This window comes from Novosphingobium silvae, assembly GCF_009856825.1.
GTDB lineage: Bacteria > Pseudomonadota > Alphaproteobacteria > Sphingomonadales > Sphingomonadaceae > Novosphingobium > Novosphingobium silvae.
In genome coordinates this window covers 245,932-265,919 of sequence record NZ_WVTD01000003.1, presented here as the reverse complement: position 1 = coordinate 265,919, position 19,988 = coordinate 245,932, and the positions used below count along the sequence as shown (strand labels likewise).

At 67.0% G+C, this 19,988-nt stretch carries 19 protein-coding genes and 2 tRNA genes; 10 read left to right on the top strand and 11 right to left on the bottom strand.

Going from position 1 to position 19,988, the window contains the following annotated elements; genetic code table 11:
- Positions 1-46 precede the first annotated feature (46 nt).
- A tRNA-Val gene (locus tag GR702_RS06255) sits at positions 47-121 on the bottom strand.
- A 76-nt stretch (positions 122-197) separates the two neighbouring features.
- Here GR702_RS06255 and GR702_RS06250 point away from each other — a divergent pair.
- Positions 198-500, top strand: a complete 303-nt coding sequence (locus GR702_RS06250) for a DUF3297 family protein (protein ID WP_160985103.1) — start codon at positions 198-200, stop codon at positions 498-500.
- Between the two features lie 57 nt (positions 501-557).
- Here the strand turns inward: GR702_RS06250 and GR702_RS06245 are convergent, their stop codons facing one another.
- Positions 558-1,226, bottom strand: a complete 669-nt coding sequence (locus GR702_RS06245) for a CHAP domain-containing protein (protein WP_160985102.1) — start codon at positions 1,224-1,226, stop codon at positions 558-560.
- Between the two features lie 238 nt (positions 1,227-1,464).
- On the opposite strand from GR702_RS06245, the gene der reads away from it, so the two are divergent.
- Complete coding sequence (gene der, locus GR702_RS06240; protein WP_160985101.1) at positions 1,465-2,844, top strand: ribosome biogenesis GTPase Der; 1,380 nt, start codon at positions 1,465-1,467, stop codon at positions 2,842-2,844.
- Between the two features lie 82 nt (positions 2,845-2,926).
- On the opposite strand, the gene GR702_RS06235 is transcribed toward der, so the two are convergent.
- The 5 genes from GR702_RS06235 to GR702_RS06215 form a co-directional block, all read right to left on the bottom strand.
- Entirely contained in the window at positions 2,927-4,105 is a 1,179-nt protein-coding gene (locus GR702_RS06235; RefSeq protein WP_160985100.1) for an AI-2E family transporter, read from the bottom strand.
- 122 nt (positions 4,106-4,227) lie between these two features.
- Positions 4,228-4,707 (bottom strand): bacterioferritin, encoded by a 480-nt coding sequence (bfr, locus tag GR702_RS06230; RefSeq protein ID WP_160985099.1) that lies wholly within the window; start codon positions 4,705-4,707, stop codon positions 4,228-4,230.
- A 71-nt stretch (positions 4,708-4,778) separates the two neighbouring features.
- The gene (locus tag GR702_RS06225) at positions 4,779-4,973 is read right to left on the bottom strand and encodes a (2Fe-2S)-binding protein (protein WP_160985098.1); all 195 of its coding nucleotides are present in this window, start codon (positions 4,971-4,973) and stop codon (positions 4,779-4,781) included.
- 73 nt (positions 4,974-5,046) lie between these two features.
- Positions 5,047-6,342 carry a DUF418 domain-containing protein gene (locus GR702_RS06220; protein ID WP_202408082.1) on the bottom strand — a complete coding sequence of 432 codons (1,296 nt, stop codon included), beginning with the start codon at positions 6,340-6,342 and terminating at the stop codon, positions 5,047-5,049.
- The gene (locus GR702_RS06215) at positions 6,291-7,397 is read right to left on the bottom strand and encodes an SPOR domain-containing protein (protein WP_337192536.1); all 1,107 of its coding nucleotides are present in this window, start codon (positions 7,395-7,397) and stop codon (positions 6,291-6,293) included. The genes GR702_RS06220 and GR702_RS06215 overlap by 52 nt, the downstream gene beginning before the upstream one ends.
- 288 nt (positions 7,398-7,685) lie before the next feature.
- Here GR702_RS06215 and GR702_RS06210 point away from each other — a divergent pair, with 288 nt between their 5' ends.
- Together GR702_RS06210 and GR702_RS06205 are read left to right on the top strand one after the other, a co-directional pair.
- The gene (locus GR702_RS06210) at positions 7,686-8,408 is read left to right on the top strand and encodes a ParA family protein (RefSeq protein WP_160985097.1); all 723 of its coding nucleotides are present in this window, start codon (positions 7,686-7,688) and stop codon (positions 8,406-8,408) included.
- Between the two features lie 14 nt (positions 8,409-8,422).
- A complete protein-coding gene (locus tag GR702_RS06205) occupies positions 8,423-9,736 on the top strand; it encodes an SPOR domain-containing protein (RefSeq protein WP_160985096.1) in 1,314 nt (437 codons plus the stop codon).
- Between the two features lie 72 nt (positions 9,737-9,808).
- Here GR702_RS06205 and GR702_RS06200 read toward each other — a convergent pair whose 3' ends face one another.
- Both GR702_RS06200 and GR702_RS06195 read right to left on the bottom strand, forming a co-directional pair.
- A complete protein-coding gene (locus GR702_RS06200) occupies positions 9,809-11,065 on the bottom strand; it encodes a dihydroorotase (RefSeq protein WP_160985095.1) in 1,257 nt (418 codons plus the stop codon).
- On the bottom strand, positions 11,062-12,042 hold the full coding sequence (locus GR702_RS06195) for an aspartate carbamoyltransferase catalytic subunit (protein ID WP_160985094.1): 981 nt from the start codon (positions 12,040-12,042) through the stop codon (positions 11,062-11,064). Before GR702_RS06195 ends, GR702_RS06200 begins: the two co-directional genes overlap by 4 nt.
- Positions 12,043-12,256: 214 nt before the next feature.
- Between GR702_RS06195 and sppA the strand changes: the two genes are divergently transcribed.
- On the top strand, positions 12,257-14,161 hold the full coding sequence (gene sppA / locus GR702_RS06190; RefSeq protein WP_160985093.1) for a signal peptide peptidase SppA: 1,905 nt from the start codon (positions 12,257-12,259) through the stop codon (positions 14,159-14,161).
- Between the two features lie 62 nt (positions 14,162-14,223).
- Here sppA and GR702_RS22040 read toward each other — a convergent pair whose 3' ends face one another.
- A complete protein-coding gene (locus GR702_RS22040) occupies positions 14,224-14,385 on the bottom strand; it encodes a hypothetical protein (protein WP_202408081.1) in 162 nt (53 codons plus the stop codon).
- A gap of 159 nt (positions 14,386-14,544) precedes the next feature.
- Here GR702_RS22040 and GR702_RS06185 point away from each other — a divergent pair.
- The 5 genes from GR702_RS06185 (at position 14,545) to GR702_RS06165 (ending at position 18,975) form a co-directional block, all read left to right on the top strand.
- A tRNA-Leu gene (locus GR702_RS06185) sits at positions 14,545-14,629 on the top strand.
- Positions 14,630-14,703: 74 nt separating this feature from the next.
- Positions 14,704-16,341 carry a trigger factor gene (gene tig, locus GR702_RS06180; protein WP_160985092.1) on the top strand — a complete coding sequence of 546 codons (1,638 nt, stop codon included), beginning with the start codon at positions 14,704-14,706 and terminating at the stop codon, positions 16,339-16,341.
- A gap of 183 nt (positions 16,342-16,524) precedes the next feature.
- On the top strand, positions 16,525-17,190 hold the full coding sequence (gene clpP / locus GR702_RS06175) for an ATP-dependent Clp endopeptidase proteolytic subunit ClpP (RefSeq protein WP_160985177.1): 666 nt from the start codon (positions 16,525-16,527) through the stop codon (positions 17,188-17,190).
- 135 nt (positions 17,191-17,325) lie between these two features.
- Positions 17,326-18,588 carry an ATP-dependent Clp protease ATP-binding subunit ClpX gene (gene clpX / locus GR702_RS06170; protein WP_160985091.1) on the top strand — a complete coding sequence of 421 codons (1,263 nt, stop codon included), beginning with the start codon at positions 17,326-17,328 and terminating at the stop codon, positions 18,586-18,588.
- A 90-nt stretch (positions 18,589-18,678) separates the two neighbouring features.
- Positions 18,679-18,975, top strand: coding sequence for a hypothetical protein (locus tag GR702_RS06165; protein ID WP_160985090.1), 297 nt, complete (start codon positions 18,679-18,681; stop codon positions 18,973-18,975).
- Positions 18,976-18,984: 9 nt separating this feature from the next.
- Here GR702_RS06165 and GR702_RS06160 read toward each other — a convergent pair whose 3' ends face one another.
- Positions 18,985-19,947 (bottom strand): cation diffusion facilitator family transporter, encoded by a 963-nt coding sequence (locus tag GR702_RS06160; protein WP_160985089.1) that lies wholly within the window; start codon positions 19,945-19,947, stop codon positions 18,985-18,987.
- Between the last annotated feature and the right edge of the window lie 41 nt (positions 19,948-19,988).

The window sequence follows — 19,988 nt, the reverse complement described above, 5'->3', positions numbered from 1 at the left end:
GTCGAAGGAAAAAGCCGCAGCGTATCCAAAGCCATCCGGGGAAGGATGGTGGGCGCGGCAGGGATTGAACCTGCGACCCCACCCGTGTGAAGGGTGTGCTCTACCACTGAGCTACGCGCCCGCATCAGTGCGGAAGCGGGCCCCTAGACGGTTCGGATCGAATTGACAAGCGCCGATCTCAATCTAAACGCGACGCCATGACCGAAGAGACCCCCACGCCCGCCCAGACCGGCCCCGACGTGCCGCCCGACCGCATCGCGATCAATCCGCGCAGCCCCTTCTTCGACGAGGAGAAGCTGCGTCGCGGCATCGGGATCCGCTTCAAGGGCACCGTGCGCACGAACGTCGAGGAATACTCGATCCCGGAAGGCTGGATCCGCGTGCAGGCGGGCAAGTCGATGGACCGCCACGGCCAGCCGCTGACGATCAAGCTCTCCGGCCCGGTGGAAGCCTGGTACGAGGACATCGGCGAAGACGCGCCCGTCGCGAAGAAGGACTGATCGTGCATCCGCTTCCCGCTCGTGCGGGGAGCAACGATGCCTTTGATCCGTGCGGGTTCAGTAACGCCCGGCGATGATCGCCCCGATGGGATCGCTGCGGCGCCCCGGCCTTTCAGCGCCCCGTGCCTTTGCCGAACGCATGGACTTCGCCGGGGCTTTCTCCGCGCGGCTGCCTGGCAGCGGGAGCGCCTGCGGCGCGGCGCCGGGCCTCGCGTTATAGATGAAGCCCTCCACCGGCCAGTGCGTGGTTCCCAACCCGCCGCTCGGCGCATACCAGATGCGCACCTGGCTCCAGTCGTTCGCGGGCGAGACGTCGAGCGCGGTCACGTTGCGCTCGATCTGTCCGGGCGAGGACCAATTGGCATGGCTGAGCAGGATCGTGCGCGAATCGATGATCCGGCTGACCGTGGCGACGTGGCCCAGCCGTGAATTGTTGAACGGGCGGATCGCCATCACGGCGCCGACGCGCGGCGCCTGCCCCGTTGCATAGCGCTCCTTCGCCTGTCCCCACCAGGTATGGGCATCGCCGTAGATCTGGATCCCGGACGTGCTGCGGGCGAAAGGCACGCATTCAAGGTGGTCGCTGGCTCGGGGCGCGGCCGGCGCTGTGAGCGCCGCGCGTGGCCCCGCGTCGTCGCGGGCCTCCTCAATGGCGGTGCGCGCCTGCACCGGAGCCACACACCCGGCGGCCAGCGCCAGAACCAATGCTATGCGGTATTCCCTCATGCCCGCCCTTGTGGTGTGGGAAGGTTATCAGCTGTCTGCCGATGGTGGTTAATCACAGCGCAAGGTTTTGTTCCGGGAAACGCCGGAGCAGCGCGAAATTTTACCGCAGTTTCCGAGCGCCTGACCGTCTTGAAGCGCCCGGCAGGGGAACTCGCCGGACGTGCGGCGCTTCCGGAAACCTGACGCGAGGCGCGCAATGCTTGCCAAAAGCGCCGGAAATCCCCAAGCGGTGGGAATCATGCTTCCTCAAGTCATCATCATCGGCCGACCCAACGTCGGCAAGTCCACGCTGTTCAACCGGCTCGTCGGCAAGAAGCTCGCGCTGGTCGACGATCAGCCCGGCGTCACCCGCGACCGCCGCTTCGGCGATGCCGAACTGCTCGGCCTCAAGTTCCAGATCGTCGACACCGCCGGGTGGGAGGACGACGAGGCGGAAACGCTTCCCGGCCGCATGCGCAAGCAGACCGAGGCCGCTCTGGAAACCGCCGACGTCGCGCTGCTGGTGGTCGATGCGCGGGCAGGCCTCACGCCGCTGGACGAGGAGATCGGCCAGTGGCTGCGTGCCTCGCCCGTGCCCGTGATCGTGCTCGCCAACAAGGCGGAAGGCCGCGCTGGCGACCACGGCGTGCTGGAGGCGTACTCGCTCGGTCTCGGCGATCCGATCGCGGTGTCGGCGGAGCATGGCGTCGGCATGGCCGACCTGTTCGAGGCGCTGCTCCCGCACCTCGATCCGCTCCAGCCCGAAGAACTCGAATTCCCCGAAGAGGAAGACGAGGAGGCGCGCCTGTTGGCGCCGCTGAAGCTCGCCATTGTCGGCCGTCCGAATGCCGGCAAGTCCACGCTGATCAACCGCATCCTGGGCGAGGACCGCCTGCTCACGGGCCCGGAGGCGGGGATCACCCGCGATTCCATCGCGGTCGACTGGGATTGGACGGACCCCAAGAGCGGCGATGTGCGCCGGGTACGGCTGATCGACACCGCCGGCATGCGCAAGCGCGCCAACGTGACCGAGAAACTCGAACGCCTTGCCGTCGCCGATGCGCGCCACGCGATCGATTTTGCCGAAGTGGTCGTGCTGCTGCTCGATGCCACGCGCGGGCTTGAGCACCAGGACCTCACCATTGCCTCCAAGGTGCTGGAAGAAGGCCGGGCGCTGATCATCGCGGTGAACAAGTGGGACGTGGCGGAAAATGCCTCGGGCCTGTTCAACGGCATCCGCGGCGCTCTCGACGACGGGCTGGCGCAGGTTCGCGGCGTGCCGCTGTTGACGGTGTCGGCACGCACCGGCCGGGGGATCGACGAACTGATCGCGACCGGCTTCGCGATTCGCGAGGCATGGAGCCGCCGCGTCCCCACCTCGGCGCTGAACCGCTGGTTCGACGATGCGCTTGCCGCCAATCCGCCGCCGGCGCCCGGCGGCAAGCGGATCAAGCTGCGCTACATCACGCAGGCGAAGACCCGTCCGCCGGGCTTCGTCATCTTCGGCACCCGCCTCGACCTGCTGCCAGAAAGCTACAAGCGCTACCTGATTAACGGGATGCGGCGCGAGCTTGGTTTCGACGCCGTGCCGATCCGCCTCAACCTGCGCAGCGCCAAGAACCCGTTCGCGAAGGACTGATCGGCTGTTCCATCGTCCCGGTGGTGGCCGGGACGATGGCGGGCAGGCACAGCCGCACAAGCGAAGAGCGGGTTGCCGCCCCTCAGGACGGGTGGGCGCTCGCTTCCTCGACCGCGTGGGCGGCGAGGGCCGGCGTCTGCACCGGAAGGCCCGTGCGATCACTCTCCAGCTTTGCGCTGCGGCGATGGCGGTGCTGGTTCCAGACCGAGATGAACAGGGCCGCGATGACAGGGCCGATGATGAAGCCGTTCAGGCCGAACAGCTCCAGCCCGGACAGAGTCGCGATCAGCACCACGAAGTCGGGCAGGCGGGTGTCGCGGCCTACCAGGATCGGGCGCAGGATGTTGTCGACCATGCCGATGATGAACACACCGCAGAACACCACGATGGCCGCTTTCCCGGTATCGCCGACGGCGAACAGGTAGATCGCGACAGGCACCCAGATGATGCCCGTGCCGACGGCCGGCAGCAGCGAGAAGAACCCCATCAGCACGCCCCAGATCAGCGCGCCCTCGATCCCCAGGACGGAGAACAGGATGCCGCCGAGCAGGCCTTGTACGACGCCGACCACGACGGTCCCGCGCATGGTCGCGCGCACCACGAGGAGGAAATTCTCGATCAGCGAATCGCGGGTGCCGGGGTGGAGCGGCATGCTGGTGCGCACCATCTCTCCATATCGGTCGCCGTCGCGCAGCAGGAAGTAGCTGAGGTACAGCATGACACCCAGCGCGGCGATGAAGCTCAGCGCGCCCTGGCCCACCGTGAGGGCGCGCCCCGCGACGGTCTGGAGGCCGCTGGTGATGCTGGATCCGAACTGGCGGCGGATGTTATCAAAGTCCGTCAGGCCGTACTCCTCCACCAGGTTGCGCAGGCGGACCGGCAGCGCGTTCAGGATCTGCTGGAAGATGCGGCCGAAATCGATCTGGCCGCTGGAGATCTTCTGGTAGAGCGCCGTCGCTTCGTTGACGATGCTGATGCCCAGCAGGATCGTCGGCACCACGAAGAGCAGCACCAGGCCCAGCAGCACGATGGATGTCGCAAGGTTCTTGCGGCCGCCCATGCGCTCCGCCAGCTTCGCGGTGAGCGGCTGGAACATGATCGCGGCCACCACGCCCCACAGGACGGCACCGAAGTACGGCGCGAGGAGGTAGGCGGCTGCAAGAGAGATGCCTACGACGAGGACGGCGAAGCCGATGTCCTCCGCCGTGAGGCCGCGCTCGCCTCCGGCATCGTCTTGTGCATCGCTGCGCGGTGAATTCATTCTTACCCCCCTGGACAGTCCCGGACGCGATACCCGACCGCTCCTTCCTGGCACAAGTGCCGGATGGGGGCCGGGTTCCCGCATGACTGGCGGCTGAGGAGAGCCGCAGGGAGTGAAGCGCCTCAGTCCTCGGCGGGCTTGCTCTGCAGCTGGCAGTAGTTCTGGATGCCCATGCGCTCGATCATGTCGAACTGCTTTTCCAGGAAATCGACATGCTCTTCCTCGCTCTCGAGGATGCGCGCGAAGATCTCGCGGCTGACGAAATCGCGCACCGATTCGGCGTGGGCGATGGCTTCCTTGAGCATGGGCAGGGCATCGTATTCGAGCGCGAGGTCGGCGCGCAGGATTTCCTCCACCGTCTCGCCGACGCGCAGCTTGCCCAGCGACTGGAAGTTGGGGAGTCCGCCCAGGAACAGGATACGATCGGCAAGCACGTCGGCGTGCTTCATCTCGTCGATCGATTCGTGACGCTCGTACTCGGCAAGCTTTTTGATGCCCCAGTTGTCGAGCATGCGATAGTGCAGCCAGTACTGGTTGATCGCCGTCAGCTCGTTGAACAGGGCCTTGTTCAGGAACTCGATAACCTTCTGGTCACCATTCATCGCGCGGGAACTCCTCAATGTGAGCCGCGGCCTATAGGCGAAACAGGGTCCGGAGTTCAAGTCAGGTCATGTCAGGCGGTGGCAGAGATTCCCATTCCGTTCGACGAAAGCTCGTCGGCGATGATGTCTTCAGCCTCGTCGAGGCACTGGCGGCATTGAGGAGCGCGTCCGAGCGAACCGTAAATGGCTTCGGCACTGCCGCGACAGCGCCGGGCGGCGCAGCGCAGTTCGGTTTCCCGGATGGCATTGCAGATGCACACGTACATGAGCGAATCCTCTAGTCCCGGTTCAATATATGCCGGTGCGAATGGATCGCAATAGCATTTTTGAAAGAGATGGTCAGAGGCGGTTGGTGAGCGCCCTTCGCTCGACGAGCGAGCGCCAGAGCCATTCGAGCGGGCCGCGCCGGAAATGCCGCAGCCACACCGGGCTCCAGCCCAGCATGAGCGCCCAGCCGCCGAGCACGAAGAGCCACTGCTCGAGCGCTCCGAACCTTGCGAACAGGCCAAGGCCCCAGCCGTAGAACAGGAAGGTCATGACCAGGCTGGTGAGGACATAGTTGCTGAACGCCATGCGCCCCGCCGCGATCAGGCGGCGTCCCAGCCATGTGGGTGCAAGCCGGGGAGCGGCGAGCACGAGGAGGCCGGCATAGCCGCATCCACCCAGCAGGTGCGGCATCGCCAGCCCCCAGACCAGCGCGGCGTTCATGGTAAGGGGCGGGAAATGGCGCGGCCATGCCCAGCCCAGGAACAGGCCGGTCAGCACGAGGCCTGCCAGCGTGCAGGCAAGCGAGATTTCCAGCAGGCGCCCGCGGCTGAGGCGGCCGTCGAAGAAGCCGCACCGGTAACAGACCATGCCGATCAGCATCAGCGGCAGCGTCTCGGAGAAGACGCCGGACACCATCTGCACCTGCCAGAACGGCCTTTCCGCCAGCTTGACGCGAAGCAGCTCGATGTACCCGAAACCCGCTTCGCGCAGTTCCTGCGCTGCCCAGGCGTGCATCGGCGCGATGCGGTCGGCGACAAGGCGCAGCTGCGCAGGGCTGGCGACATGATCGCGCAGCGCCGTCTCGGCCGCGATGACGTCCGCGGCATCGAGCATGCCCCACACGTGCCATCCGTAATAGAGGAGCAGCGCCAGCGTCAGAAGCACGGCATTGCCGAGCGGGCGCAGCAGCAGCGCGGCGAACCCGCAGACGGCATAGACGAACAGGATGTCGCCCCACCACAGCAGCAGGTAGTGCAGCAGCCCCAGCAGCATGAGCCAGCCGAGGCGGCGCAGCTGCAGCGAATCGCCATCGCGTCCCTTCGCCTCCGCCCGTTCCCAGAACAGCACGATCCCCGCGCCGAAGAGCAGCGAGAACAGTGCCCGCATCTTGCCTTCGAAAAGGAGGAAGTTGAACGCGAAAGCCGCCTCGTCGATGCGGGTGGCGGGCCAGGGCAGGTTGGGCGAGGTGGAGGCGATCATCGGTCCGGCAAAGCCGCCGATGTTGATGGTAAGTATCCCCAGCACAGCAACACCGCGGATCAGGTCCAGCGTGTCGAGCCGTGGATGCCCCGGAACGGCGCCTGCGACGCCTTGCGTCAGTCCCTGACCGGCAGGCACCCGAAACCGCCCGAGGTGAGACGCGCGCATGCCGCCTGGGCGTCTGCCCGGCTGGCGAAACCGGTCGCCTGGAGCTTGGTCAGCTTTCCGGCGGGGACAAGCGCCCTTGAATGGCCCGCAAGCTCGGGCCGGCTGCGCACTCGCGCCCAGAGCGCCTCGGCGTTGCCGGCCACTCCGAACGCGCCCAGTTGCAGCCGCCAGGGGCCGCCGGGGGACGGAGCGGCCACACGGGGAGCGGCCTTGGGAGATGTGTTCGCGGTTTTGCGCTCCGGCTTTGCCGCTGCGCTTTGCCGTGGGGCAGGCGCCGGCGCACGCTCTGCCGGCGGGACGGCGTTGCTGCGGGTATAGTCCGCTCCGGCACCGGCTGGGCCTTCCGCCAGGGCGGCGGCGGCATCGGGTTTGGGAGCGCCGGGGCCTTCCGCGATGCCGGGCTTAGGAACTGGCTCAAGGGCCGCGAGCGGGGCGCCCAGTTCTGCGGAAGTGTTGAGCCGCTGCCGGTTCGCCTGCGCCTGGCCGGCGATCCGGGCAGCCAGGGGCACGCTCTTCTGGCGATCGGTGAGCGGGATGTGCCGGTCCATCTGCGCCTTTGCGCTGGTAGCCTGCGCAAGGCCTTCCTGCTGCGCCAGGCTGACCAGGGCATAGGCGCGCACCCAGTCCTTTGCGACGATGTCTCCGTTGAAGTGAGCGACGCCCAGAATGTACTGCGCGCGTGCATCGCCGCGTGCGGCCGATGCCTCGAGGTAGGGCAGCGCGCTCTTGCGCTCTCCCCGCTGGAACAGCAGCAGGCCGTAGCTGTCCGCCGCCTGGGCATGGCCGCGCGCGGCCGCCTTGCCGTAGAGGTCTTCCGCTTTCCCGAGGTCAGCGGGCACGCCGCGTCCCAGCTTGTACGCCTGCGCAAGGTTGAACTGCGCGTCGGGATCGCCCCGCTCGGCAAGCGGCCGCCACTGCGCGATGGCGCCGGCATAGTCACCCGCCGACCAGGCATCCACGCCGGCCTTCACGTCGGCCAGCGCAGGGGATGCAGCAAGCACCGAAGCGCCGAGCACTGCCATTCCGGCGCGCAGGAGGGGGGAAAAGGTGCTCAAGTCGGTCGTGCCCGTTCAGCCTCGAGGAAAGTCGAAATCGCCTTCGAAAAGGCGATGATGGTTAAGCCCAGCGACGACCGCCACGCCAGCAATAAGCACCACGAGTCCCATTTCGAACCACCCATGGCCTAGCTGCTAAGCGTTAACGCGCGGTGCACGGCCCGGTTCTGCGTTGCCGAAGACCAAGAGCCGGGCACAAGTAACTACGAGATTAACCGTAAGTTAGGATCGTTCTGCGAATCCCGCGACGGCAGTGGCAGCCTTGGCTCGTCTTCGGGGGGAACGATTTTGCGCGTAGTGGCAATGGCATCGCAGAAAGGCGGATCGGGCAAGACGACCCTGTCCGGCCATCTCGCCGTGCAGGCGCAGCGCGCGGGCGCCGGTCCGGTCGTCCTTATCGACATCGATCCGCAAGGCTCGCTTGCCGACTGGTGGAACGAGCGCGAGGCCGAAATGCCCGCTTTCGCGCAGACCACCGTGGGACGCCTCGCGGCAGACCTGCAGACGCTGCGCCAGCAGGGTTTCAGGCTGGCGGTCATCGACACGCCTCCCGCTATCACTCTCGCCATCCAGACCGTGATCCAGCTGGCCGAGCTGGTCGTCATTCCCACCCGTCCCAGCCCCCACGACCTGAGGGCCGTCGGCGCCACGGTCGACCTGTGCGAGCGTTCCGGCAAGCCGCTGCTTTTCGTCGTCAACGGTGCCACGCCCAAGGCGCGCATCACTGCGGAAGCCGCCGTCGCGCTATCGCAGCATGGCACGGTAGCGCCGGTCACGCTCCACCAGCGAACCGACTTCGCCGCTTCCATGATCGACGGGCGAACCGTGATGGAGGTGGATCCACTCGGCCGCTCCGCGCAGGAAGTCGCGGTGCTGTGGGACTATGTCGCCGACAGGCTGGAGAAGAACTTCCGTCGCACCGTCTTCGCCGCTCCCGCGCCCGGGCTTGCGGCGCTGCAGGGTGCGGCCCGACCGGCGGGCGGCTTCGGCCGACGCGTTGGCGTATCGTGATGGGATTGCCGGATATGAACCGCACCAGCAGCAGCGCCCGCAATGCAGGCTTCACTCTCTGCTCCGCGATGGTGGCGGCGCTTCTGGGTGGATGCGCGGGCCAGCCGCCGATCGCGGGCGCGGGCGGCGCCCCGGTCACGCAGGCGTCTTCCGCTGAAGCGGGCGGCGCTCCGATGGACAAGCTGCTCGCGAAGGCGGAGGCGCGGGTTGCCCGGGCACCGGCGAACGCCTCGGCGCGCGCCGAGCTTGCGCAGACATACTTTGCTGCCGGGCGTTTCGCTTCGGCGGCCACCACGTTCGAGGATGCGATCGCGCTGGGCGACGAAAGCCCGCGCAACGGTTTGAGCCTCGCGCTTTCGTACGTCGGCTCGGGCCGTAGCGCGGAGGCTATCGAGGTGCTTCGGCGCTGGCACGACCGTATCCCGGCAGGCGACGTGGGGCTTGCCCTGGCGCTTGCGGGAGAGCCGGGGAGGGCCGTGGCGCTTCTCACCGACACGCTGCGCGGCGGCGAGAACAACGCCAAGGTGCGCCAGAACCTGGCTTACGCCTATGCTCTCGATGGCCGCTGGTCGCAGGCCCGGGTCGTGGCTTCGCAGGACGTCCCTGCCGACGAGCTCGACAACCGAATCGCGGAGTGGGCCGCGCAGGCACGCCCGGGGCAAACGCAGGTTCGCGTCGCTGCGCTGCTGGGTACCCCGCTGCGCTCCGATACCGGGCAGCCCGCGTCGCTCGCGCTGGGCGGGGCGAGGGAAGGCACCGCCACAGCCGTAGCGATCGCACAGGCGACGCCGCCTGTGACTGCGGTGGCCGAAGAACTGCCTGCGCTGGAGAACGGGCGGGCATTCGGCGAGGCGGCGACGACCGTCATGGCAGCGTCTGCGGAAATCAAAGCGCCGGTTGAGATCGAGCGGCCTGCCGCTGCGCATGTGCCTGCGCCCACTTCGGGAGGCACCACGCTCGAGCGGGCATTCGCGGGCGTGGCGCCGCTGAAGGCGGGCCCTGCAAGGGCGGCACCCGTGCGCGTGCCAGCCGCGAGCGGCCGCCATCTCGTCCAGCTCGGCTCGTTCACCACCATGGCCGGCGCCCAGCGTGCCTGGGGCATCTATCTGCGGAACGATCCTCGGCTCAAGGGCCACACGATGCGTATTACCGAGGCACAGGTGAACGGTCGCCGCTACTTCCGGGTCGCGGCGGAGGGTTTCGATCGCGGTTCGGCCCAGGGCCTCTGTTCCGCGATCCAGGGCCGGGGCGAAAGCTGCCTCGCCTATGCCGACACCCGGGCCAAGCCGGGCGACCGCGCGGCACCGATGCTTGCGCGCAGCCGCTGACGCCGACTTGAAAGCGGACTGAAGACCGGGTGCGCTCTTCGGCTCGAAGCTCCGTGGGCAGGCGGGGCTCCGTCAGGCCATCGCCTTCTTCGCGCGTACTGCGACCCCGCCCTTGAACAGGGCCAGAACGCGGCCCTGCACCGGCTGCCGGTCGAACGGGGTGTTGCCCGCGCTCGCGGCCATCTTGTCCGAATTGACGATCCAGGGTCGATCGGGATCGATCACCGCGATATCGGCTTCGGCGCCGGGCGCCACACGGCCCGCATCCACGCCGAGCAGGCGCGCGGGATTGGCCGAAAGCAGGTCGAACGCGCGGGCCATATCGATCACGCCGTCGCGCACGAGGCTGAGAGTAAGGGGCAGCAGCGTCTCGGCTCCCGCCATGCCGGGCGCCGAATCCGCGAAGGGCAGGCGCTTGTCCTCGGGCCCGCGGGGGTCATGGCCGGAGGCGACGATGTCGATCGTGCCGTCCGCGATGGCGGCGATGACCGCCTGCCGGTCGGCCTCGCACCGCAGGGCGGGCGAGAGATGGGTGAACGTGCGGAACGCCCCGGTCGCCAGGTTGGAGAGCATGAAGTACGCCGGGCTGACGCCGGCCGTCACTCTCGCACCCCGGGCCTTCGCCGCGCGCACGAGGTCGAGCCCGGCGGCGGTGGTGACGTTGCGGAAATGGATCGCGGCGTTCGCCATGTCCGCCAGCGCGATGTCGCGCGCGATGGCGATGGCTTCGGCCTGCGCCGGAGCGCTCGGCAGGCCGAGCCGCGTGGCCATCTCCCCGGCCGTGGCGACGGCGTTGCCGACGATCCCGGCGTCCTCTGCATGAGCGATGACGACCATGCCCAGCATCCCGGTGTACTGCAGCAGCCGCAGCATCGTGCCCGAATCGCCGATCCAGCGCCGCCCGGTGCAGACCGCGCGGGCGCCCGCATCGCGCATCATCGCGATCTCGGCCAGCGCCTTGCCCTCCAGCCCCTGCGTGGCAGCGGCGAGCGGGTGGACCCAGAAGTCCGGCTTGCCTGACTGCGCCGCGAAGCGCACTCGCGCGGGCACGTCGAGCGGGGGGTTCTGGTCCGGCATCAGGCCCGCCCGGGTAATGCCGCCGAAGTGGAACGCCGGCTTGTCGATCGCGAAGACGCCAAGATCGACGAGGCCAGGGGCGACGAGGCCGCCTTTCGCATCGTGGACGTCGTCGCCGCCGAGCGGCACGACGTCCTCGCCTGCCGCCGCGATGAAGCCGCCTTCGCAGCGGATGGTGCCGGCCCTGATCGAGCCGTCGGGAAGCAGCAGCCGGCCGCCCGTGATCGTGAGCGGTGCGTTGGCGCGGCTCATGCCCAGCCCTCCATCTTGCGGCCCTTCCGCGTGAGCACGTCGAGGCAGGCCATGCGGATGGCGACCCCCATCTCGACCTGGGTGGTGATCATGGAGCGCTCCACATGGTCGGCGACGTTGCTGTCGATCTCGATGCCGCGGTTCATCGGCCCCGGGTGCATGACCAGCGCATTCGCCTCGGCAAGCGCGAGCCGTTCGAGCGTGAGGCCGTAGAGGTGGCGATACTCGCGCGGGGAGGGGATGAACTGGCCTTCCATGCGCTCGAGCTGCAGGCGCAACATCATGACGACGTCAGCCCCCTTCAGCGCGGCGTCGAAATCGTGAAATACCTTGACGCCCATCTGCTCGATGTCGGCGGGCATCAGCGCGGGCGGGGCGCAGACGCGTACTTCCGCGCCCAGCGAGGCGAGGCACAGGATGTTGGAGCGCGCGACCCGGCTGTGCAGAATGTCGCCGCAGATGGTCACGCGAAGCCCGTTGAACGCGCGCTTGGCCTGGCGGATCGTCAGCGCATCGAGCAGGGCCTGCGTCGGATGTTCGTGCTGGCCGTCACCGGCGTTGAGGACCGGGCAGTCCACCTTGTCGGCAATAAGCTGCACCGCGCCCGAACTCGCATGACGGATGACGATGGCGTCGGCGCGCATGGAATTGAGCGTCATGGCGGTGTCGATCAGCGTCTCGCCCTTCTTCACGCTCGAGGTGGCGACGGCCATGTTCACCACGTCTGCGCCCAGGCGCTTGCCGGCGATCTCGAAGCTGAGCAGCGTGCGGGTCGAGTTCTCGAAGAAGGCGTTGATGATCGTGAGGCCGGAAAGCAGCTCGCGGCGCTTCTGTGCTCCCCGGTTCATCTCGACCCACTGTTCCGCCTCGTCGAGCAGGAACCAGATCTGGTGCGGGGCAAGGCCCGCGATGCCCACGAGGCCGCGGTGCGGGAAAGCGAGCGCGCCTTCCGGATAGGTATATTCTGGAGGTGTCATCAAAGACCACGCCATAAGCGCGGGAGGGGCGGTGCTCAAGGGGGCAGCTGGCACGATCCCCCGTTGCCGCATCGGGCATCGCCGGCAGAAGAGCCGGGAGGGCGCGCGCGGCGCATCCATCCTCTCCCTTGGTGTGTGGAACCTGCCGCCCGGCCGCCTCTTTCCCATTCGCCTCCGGTGCCGTTAAGACCGCAGGCGAAAGGCAGGTAACTTCATGAGATTCGCGCGCAAGGTCTGGAAGCTGTTGGTGGGCGTGAAGGATGCGCTGGCGCTCGTATTCCTGCTGATGTTCTTCGGCCTGGTCTATGCCGCGCTCTCTGCCCGCCCCGCACCCGGCCGGGTGGAGGACGGTGCGCTGCTGCTGGACCTCGACGGGACCGTGGTGGAGGAAAGGAGCCGGACCGATCCGTTCTCGGTGTTGATGGACCAGGGCGCCTCCGTGCACGAGTTCCAGGCCCGCGACCTGGAGCGCGCGCTTCGCCTTGCGGCGGGCGACACGCGGATCAAGGCCGTCGTCCTCGATCTCTCCCGCTTCCTTGGCGGGCGCTATGTCCACCTCAGCGGGATCGGCAAGGCGATCGACGAGGTGCGCAAGGCCGGCAAGCCGGTGCTGACCTTCGCCTATGCCTATACCGACGATGGAGCGCAGCTGGCCGCCCATGCGAGCGAGGCCTGGGTCGATCCCATGGGCGGCGCGCTCGTTACCGGGCCGGGCGGCAACTACCAGTTCTACAAGGGGCTGTTCGACCGCTTCAAGGTCAACGCGCATGTCTACCGCGTGGGCACCTACAAGAGCGCGGTGGAGCCGTACATGCGCGCGGACTTCTCTCCCGAAGCGCGCGAGGACCTGAAGCTGGTGCTGGATGCGCAGTGGAACGCCTACCGCGCCGAGATCGCCAAGGCGCGGCCCGGAGCGCAGCTCGACCGCATGACGAGCGATCCTGTGGCCTGGCTGAGGGCATCCGGGGGCAACCTTGCGCAGGCGACCAAGGCGGCGGGCCTTGCCGACCGGATCGGCGACAGGAGCGAGTTCGACAAGCAGGTCACCCAGATCACCGGCGAATCCCTGCAGGCCCGCCCGGGCGACCCGGACGCGCCGCCCTTTGCCCACACCACTCTGGCGACCTGGCTTGCCGCCAATCCGACGAGCGCTGAAGGTGCGGCGATCGGCGTGGTCACCATCGCGGGCGAGATCGTCGATGGCGATGCGGGGCCGGGCACCGCAGGCGGCGATCGCATCGCGGGCCTGCTCGACGAGGCGCTCGACAAGGACAAGTACAAGGCGCTGGTCGTACGCATCGATTCCCCGGGCGGATCGGTGATGGCATCCGAGCGCATCCGGCGCGCGATCCTGCGGTGGAAGGATGCGAAGATCCCCGTGGTCGTCTCGATGGGACCACTGGCGGCCAGCGGCGGCTACTGGGTCTCGACGCCCGCGGCCCGGGTCTTCGCCGAGCCTGCGACGGTAACCGGCTCTATCGGCGTCTTCGGTGTCGTCACCAGCTTCGAGAAGACGCTGGCGGACTTCGGCGTGACCAGCGACGGAGTGGGCACCACGCCGCTTTCGGGCCAGCCGGACCTGTTCGCCGGCTTCTCTCCGGAAGTGGACGCGATGCTGCAGGGGACGGTGGAGAACAGCTACCGCCAGTTCCTCGACATTGTCGGCAAGGCCCGGGGCAAGACGGCGCAACAGGTCGATGCGGTAGCGCAGGGCCGCGTGTGGCCCGGCTCGAACGCGCGCGACAATGGTCTGGTGGATGAACTGGGCGGTCTCGATGCCGCGCTTGCCTACGCCGCGAAGCTGGGCAAGGTGGGCAACGGCAAATGGCACGCCGCCTACATCGAGGATGTGCCCGACACCTTCAGCACTCTGGTCGAAGGTCTGTCGTCAGGTTCCGGGGAACAGGCGACGGGGTACGACTTCATGGGCCTTGTCGCTGCTCGCCAGCAGCACCAGGCCCGGTCGGCGGTGGCCCGTCTCGACGGCCTGCTGGGAGCGCGGGGCGTGCAGGCCTACTGCCTGGAATGTGCCATCGGCGCAGAAGCCGCGCGGGAGGACAAGCCGCCACGCCAAGGCTCCATGCTGGCAACCCTGGCGCGCCTCGCAGGCTGGAGGTAATCCAAGGCGCCCCCCGGGACGCATCCCGGGAGGGCGCCTTGTGCCAAACAGGAAAGCGCCGGTCAGTCCGGCGGGGGCAGTTCCACCGGCGCGCTGTCCGGCTGGTCGTAGTCAGGCCCCTCCGCAGGGTTTTCGTCGGGAGCGCCGGGGACACCCGGACCTTCGGGGGTGGGGAACTCGGCGGGCGTATCGCCCGGATTGTCGAACGGGGGCTGCGTGGCCATGGTCGTCTCGCTCCTGAAGTTGCCCCGTCCCGATCCCTGACGTGGGCATGGCGACGGCCTGGCGCAAGGGGCTGTCGCGGGCCCCGCGACTCACGCTCTCTTGCCCTTTTCCGCGCAGCGCATTAAGGGCCCGTCCCTTGAGTTTCCGGCTTCTCTCATGCGGGCGTGGCGGAATTGGTAGACGCGCTGGTTTTAGGTACCAGTATCGAAAGATGTGGGGGTTCGAGTCCCTTCGCCCGCACCAATCCGTCGCGCATGGGAATTGAGCCGCTAGAGTTCGGCCGCAAGGCCCTTTGGATTGCACAGGAAGGCATCGAAATGCAGATCGTCGAAACGACCAACGAAGGCCTGAAGCGCGCCTACACGGTCACCATCCCCGCCGCGGCCATCACCTCGAAGATCGAGGGCGAGGTCAAGAAGATCGCTCCGCAGGTGCGGATGCCCGGCTTCCGCGCTGGCAAGGTCCCGGTGAACCTCGTCAAGAAGCTGCACGGCCCGGCGATCCACCAGGAAGCGCTCAACACCTCGATCCGCGAGGCGATGGACAAGCTCGTCGCCGACCAGGCCCTGCGCCCCGCGATGAACCCCGACGTCTCGCTGGCCGAGGGTTACGAGGAAGGCAAGGACGCCGAGCTGACCGTCAGCCTCGAGATCCTGCCCAAGATCGAAGCTCCCTCGCTTGATGGCCTCAAGCTCGAGAAGCTGACCGTTCCCGTCTCGGACGATGCCGTCACCGAAGCGGTCGAGCGCATCGCCACCCAGCAGCAGCGCTACGAGGCCAAGGAAGGCGAGGCCGCTGACGGCGACCAGGTTATCATCGACTTCACCGGCAAGCTCGACGGCGTCGAGTTCGAGGGTGGCAAGGCCGAGAAGGCGCCCCTCGTCATCGGCGCGGGCCGCTTCATCCCCGGCTTCGAAGAGCAGCTGACCGGCGCCAAGGCCGGTGACGAGCGCACGATCACCGTGACTTTCCCCGAGGACTACCCGGCCGAGAACCTCGCCGGCAAGGAGACGACGTTCGACATCGTCGTCCACGAAGTGAAGGCTCCGGCCAAATCGAAGATCGACGACGATTTCGCGAAGGAGCTGGGCCTCGAGAGCCTTGAGCAGCTGACCGGCCTGCTGCGTGGCCAGCTGGAGCAGGAAACTGCCGGCCTGACCCGCACCGCCATGAAGCGCTCGCTGCTCGACCAGCTTGCCGCCGGTCATGACTTCGAAGTGCCGCCCACGATGGTCGAGGCCGAGTTCTCGCAGATATGGCAGCAGCTCGTCCAGGAAGCGCAGGGCGAGGAAGATCCCGCCGCCGCTCTGGAAGAGATCGAGGCCGAGAAGGACGATTACCGCAAGATCGCCGAGCGCCGCGTGCGCCTTGGCCTCCTCCTGTCGGAAATCGGCCAGGCGAACGGTGTGGAAGTGACCGCGCAGGAAATGCAGATGCTGGTTTCGCAGGCTGCGCAGCAGTATCGTCCCGAGGATCGCCAGCGCTTCTTCGAGTACGTTCAGCAGGACCCGATGATGGCCGCCCAGCTGCGCGCGCCGCTTTACGAGGACAAGGTCGTCGACTTCCTCATCGAGAAGGCTGACGTCACCGAGCGCGAAGTGACCCGCGAGGAACTGCAGGCCGCTATCGAAGCTGACACCGATGGCGCCGACGCTGAAAAGCCCGCCGCCAAGAAGGCTCCGGCGAAGAAGGCCAAGAAGGCGGAAGACGCCGCCGAGGACGTTTCGGCCGATGCTGGCGAGGACGCGCCCAAGAAGGCCGCGGCCAAGAAGGCGGCCAAGAGCTCCGAAGACGCGGCCGAAGGCGAGCGCGAGCCTGCCAAGAAGGCCCCTGCAAAGAAGGCTGCCGCCAAGAGCTCGGAAGACGCGGTAGAGGGCGAGGCCGAGGCCGAGGCTGAAGCCAAGCCTGCCAAGAAGGCTCCCGCGAAGAAGAAGGCTGCCGACAAGGAGGCCTGATCCGCCTTCTTTCGGCCAGAGGCCAGACAGCGGCCCGGCGCAGCGATGCGCCGGGCCGTTTTCGTCGAGGCAGGCAGGCGCGCTGCGGCTTCTCCCCCGCGCATTCCCGATTGATCGGTCAAGGCCCTTGAACATCGCGGCGTGCCACGCGACATAGGCGGTCCAAACCACATGAGGACTCCCATGCTCGACCTGTTCGGCGCTTCGAACGCCCAAGGAAAGTTCACCACCGATCCCGTGACGGGCGCACTCGTGCCGATGGTCGTCGAGCAGACCAGCCGCGGCGAGCGTTCGTTCGACATCTATTCGCGCCTCCTGCGCGAACGCATCGTCTTCGTGACGGGCCAGGTCGAAGACCACATGGCCTCGCTGATCGTCGCCCAGCTTCTGTTCCTCGAGTCGGAAAATCCCTCGAAGGACATCTCGATGTACATCAACTCGCCCGGCGGCGTGGTGACGGCCGGCATGGCGATCCACGACACGATGCAGTACATCAAGCCGCGCGTGTCGACGGTGTGCATCGGCCAGGCGGCCTCGATGGGCAGCTTCCTGCTTGCCGCCGGCGAGCCGGGCATGCGCATCGCTCTGCCGAATGCGCGCATCATGGTGCACCAGCCTTCCGGCGGTGCGCAGGGCATGGCCAGCGACATCGAGATCCAGGCGCGCGAAATCCTGCGCATGCGCCGCCGCCTGAACGATCTCTACGTGAAGTACACCGGCAAATCGCTCGACGATATCGAGAAGGCGATGGACCGCGACACCTTCCTCGAAGCCGAGGAAGCACTGGCGTTCGGCCTCGTCGACAAGGTCTTCGAGACGCGGCCGGAAGGCGACAAGCCGGCCGCCTGACGGCAGGGCGCCCGCCTCGTGGAATCGGGACCGGAGCTTTCAGCCTATGGCAAGGAATTGGCCGTAGGATTGCAAAACCGGTCCACCACGGGGTAGAGTGGACGAGTCGCCTCGTTTGGAGGCTAAAGACGGAAAATGACGAAATTGAGCGGATCTGACGCGAAAAGCACCCTCTACTGCAGCTTCTGCGGCAAGTCGCAGCACGAAGTACGCAAGCTGATCGCGGGACCAACGGTCTTCATCTGCGACGAATGCGTCGAGCTTTGCAACGACATCATTCGCGAGGAGACGAAGGCCGGCATCGCGGGGCGCAAGGACGGCGAAGTCGTCTCTCCCCGTGAAATCTGCGAGACGCTGAACGACTACGTGATCGGGCAGGAACGGGCCAAGCGCGTCCTGTCGGTGGCTGTCCACAACCACTACAAGCGCCTCAAGCACAGCGGCAAGCAGGGCGACGTCGAGCTTTCGAAGTCGAACATCCTGCTCGTCGGGCCGACCGGTTCGGGCAAGACGCTGCTTGCGCAGACGCTCGCCAAGACCTTCGACGTGCCTTTCACCATGGCCGATGCCACCACGCTGACCGAAGCAGGCTACGTGGGCGAGGACGTGGAGAACATCATCCTCAAGCTGTTGCAGGCTTCCGACTACAACGTCGAGAAGGCGCAGCAGGGCATCGTCTACATCGACGAGATCGACAAGATCAGCCGCAAGGCAGAAAACCCGTCGATCACCCGCGATGTCAGCGGCGAGGGCGTGCAGCAGGCGCTGCTCAAGCTGATGGAAGGCACCACCGCTTCGGTTCCGCCGCAGGGTGGCCGCAAGCATCCGCAGCAGGAATTCTTGCAGGTGGACACGACGAATATCCTGTTCATCTGCGGCGGCGCCTTTGCCGGTCTTGAGAAGATCATCGCCGACCGTCTGCAGAAGCGCTCCATCGGTTTCGGCGCGCATGTCGCCGATCCGGACAAGCGCCGCGTGGGCGAACTGCTCCAGAAAGCCGAGCCCGAGGACCTGCTCAAGTTCGGCCTGATCCCTGAGTTCGTCGGCCGCCTGCCGGTGATCGCGACGCTCAACGACCTCGACATCGAGGCGCTGGTCAAGATCCTCAAGGAGCCGAAGAACGCGCTGATCAAGCAGTATGCCCGGCTGTTCGAGCTGGAAGACGTTGAGCTGACCTTCACGGACGAAGCGCTGGAGGCGATCGCCCAGAAGGCGATCGATCGCAAGACCGGCGCGCGTGGCCTGCGCTCGATCGTGGAAGGGCTTCTGCTCGACACCATGTTCGACCTTCCGACCGAGCGCGACATCGCTGAAGTCGTGGTCGATAAGGACGTGGTGGATGGCCGCAAGGAACCCGTCCGCGTCCTCAAGGGCGACAAGGCCGAAGAAGCGGCCTGACGGCGGCGACCCTATCGGGCGATAGAGGCCGCTCACCGCAAGGTGGGCGGCCTCTTCGCATGTGAGAAGCGAGCCGAGGGCGCCGCAGGTATGATATCGTCGACCTTGCTTGGCAGCGCCGGATGCGCGCGACACTCTGGGTCACAGCAGCGACGTGCAGATGATCGGGGCGCGAACAGCGATGGCGCGTGTGGCTGTCTCTTTCCTCGCAGCGAGCAGAACGGCATCTACGCGCTGGTCTGGAAGATCGCCGACGAGGACAAGGCGCGTTCGCACTTCTGCGGCAGGCTGAACCTGGGACTGACGCAGGAAGCATGCATTTCGCTTGGCTTCGCGATCGAGCCGCAGGATTTCCTAGGCGCGCGCCACAAGTTCGTGGGCGCCTGATCGCCGGCGTCAGACCACCCGCTCGCTCTCCAGCGCGCAGGGTGCGTGCTCTCCGGTCTCCACCTGGATCGTGGGGTGGCCGATGCCGAATGCGTGCTCCAGATCATGGGCGAGAGTGCGCAGGAATATATCGCCCGGAAGCCCGCCGGGCATGACAAGGTGTGCAGTCAAAGCGGTTTCAGTCGTACTCATCGGCCAGATATGCAGGTCGTGGACGCGCGACGCGCCGGGCTGCTGCTCCAGGAAGGTCCGCACTTCGGCGCCGTTAATGCCCTCGGGCACCCCCAGCATGCCCATGCACAGCGAATCGCGCATCAGGCCCCAGCTAGACCATGCGATCACGGCCGTGATGACAAGCGAGGTGAGTGGATCGACCAGCGCCCATCCGGTCCACGTGATGATCACGCCCGCGACCACGACGCCTACCGAAACCAGTGCGTCGGCCATCAGGTGGGTGAACGCCGCGCGAAGATTGAGGTCGGACCGGGCCCCCTTCGCGAAGAGCAGGGCGGATAGCGCGTTCACCGCGATGCCGATGCCTGCGACTACCATCATGACCGTGCCGCCTACCGGTGCAGGCTCGGCCATGCGCCGGATCGTCTCGACGAGGATAGCTCCGATTGCCACCCAAAGCAGCGCCGCGTTGGCGATCGCGGCGAGGATGGACGAACTCTTGAGACCGTAGGTGAAGCGCTCCGAAGGCGGGCGGGCCGACAGGACGCTCGCCGCCCAGGCAAGCAGCAGCGACAGCACGTCCGACAGATTGTGCCCCGCATCTGCCAACAGCGCCATCGAGCCGCTCAGCAGGCCCGCGATCACCTCCGTCACCACGAACCCCAAATTGAGCGTAACCGCGATGGCAAACGCCCTTCCGACATTCTCCGCAGTCGGCGTCGGGTGGTGGGCATGACCGTGATGATGCCCATGCCCGTGATGATGCCCGTGATGATGATGATGATGTCCTGCACCCATTGGCGCGAATTGCCACGGCGGCGGGGCGCACCGCAAGCTAT

Coding starts and splice junctions, on each gene's coding strand:
- GR702_RS06250 (WP_160985103.1), top strand. CDS start 198: ATGACCGAAGAGACCCCCACGCCCGCCCAGACCGGCCCCGACGTGCCG.
- GR702_RS06245 (WP_160985102.1), bottom strand. CDS start 1,226: ATGAGGGAATACCGCATAGCATTGGTTCTGGCGCTGGCCGCCGGGTGT.
- der (WP_160985101.1), top strand. CDS start 1,465: ATGCTTCCTCAAGTCATCATCATCGGCCGACCCAACGTCGGCAAGTCC.
- GR702_RS06235 (WP_160985100.1), bottom strand. CDS start 4,105: ATGAATTCACCGCGCAGCGATGCACAAGACGATGCCGGAGGCGAGCGC.
- bfr (WP_160985099.1), bottom strand. CDS start 4,707: ATGAATGGTGACCAGAAGGTTATCGAGTTCCTGAACAAGGCCCTGTTC.
- GR702_RS06225 (WP_160985098.1), bottom strand. CDS start 4,973: ATGTACGTGTGCATCTGCAATGCCATCCGGGAAACCGAACTGCGCTGC.
- GR702_RS06220 (WP_202408082.1), bottom strand. CDS start 6,342: ATGCGCGCGTCTCACCTCGGGCGGTTTCGGGTGCCTGCCGGTCAGGGA.
- GR702_RS06205 (WP_160985096.1), top strand. CDS start 8,423: ATGAACCGCACCAGCAGCAGCGCCCGCAATGCAGGCTTCACTCTCTGC.
- GR702_RS06200 (WP_160985095.1), bottom strand. CDS start 11,065: ATGAGCCGCGCCAACGCACCGCTCACGATCACGGGCGGCCGGCTGCTG.
- GR702_RS06195 (WP_160985094.1), bottom strand. CDS start 12,042: ATGACACCTCCAGAATATACCTATCCGGAAGGCGCGCTCGCTTTCCCG.
- sppA (WP_160985093.1), top strand. CDS start 12,257: ATGAGATTCGCGCGCAAGGTCTGGAAGCTGTTGGTGGGCGTGAAGGAT.
- GR702_RS22040 (WP_202408081.1), bottom strand. CDS start 14,385: ATGGCCACGCAGCCCCCGTTCGACAATCCGGGCGATACGCCCGCCGAG.
- tig (WP_160985092.1), top strand. CDS start 14,704: ATGCAGATCGTCGAAACGACCAACGAAGGCCTGAAGCGCGCCTACACG.
- clpP (WP_160985177.1), top strand. CDS start 16,525: ATGCTCGACCTGTTCGGCGCTTCGAACGCCCAAGGAAAGTTCACCACC.
- clpX (WP_160985091.1), top strand. CDS start 17,326: ATGACGAAATTGAGCGGATCTGACGCGAAAAGCACCCTCTACTGCAGC.
- GR702_RS06165 (WP_160985090.1), top strand. CDS start 18,679: ATGATATCGTCGACCTTGCTTGGCAGCGCCGGATGCGCGCGACACTCT.
- GR702_RS06160 (WP_160985089.1), bottom strand. CDS start 19,947: ATGGGTGCAGGACATCATCATCATCATCACGGGCATCATCACGGGCAT.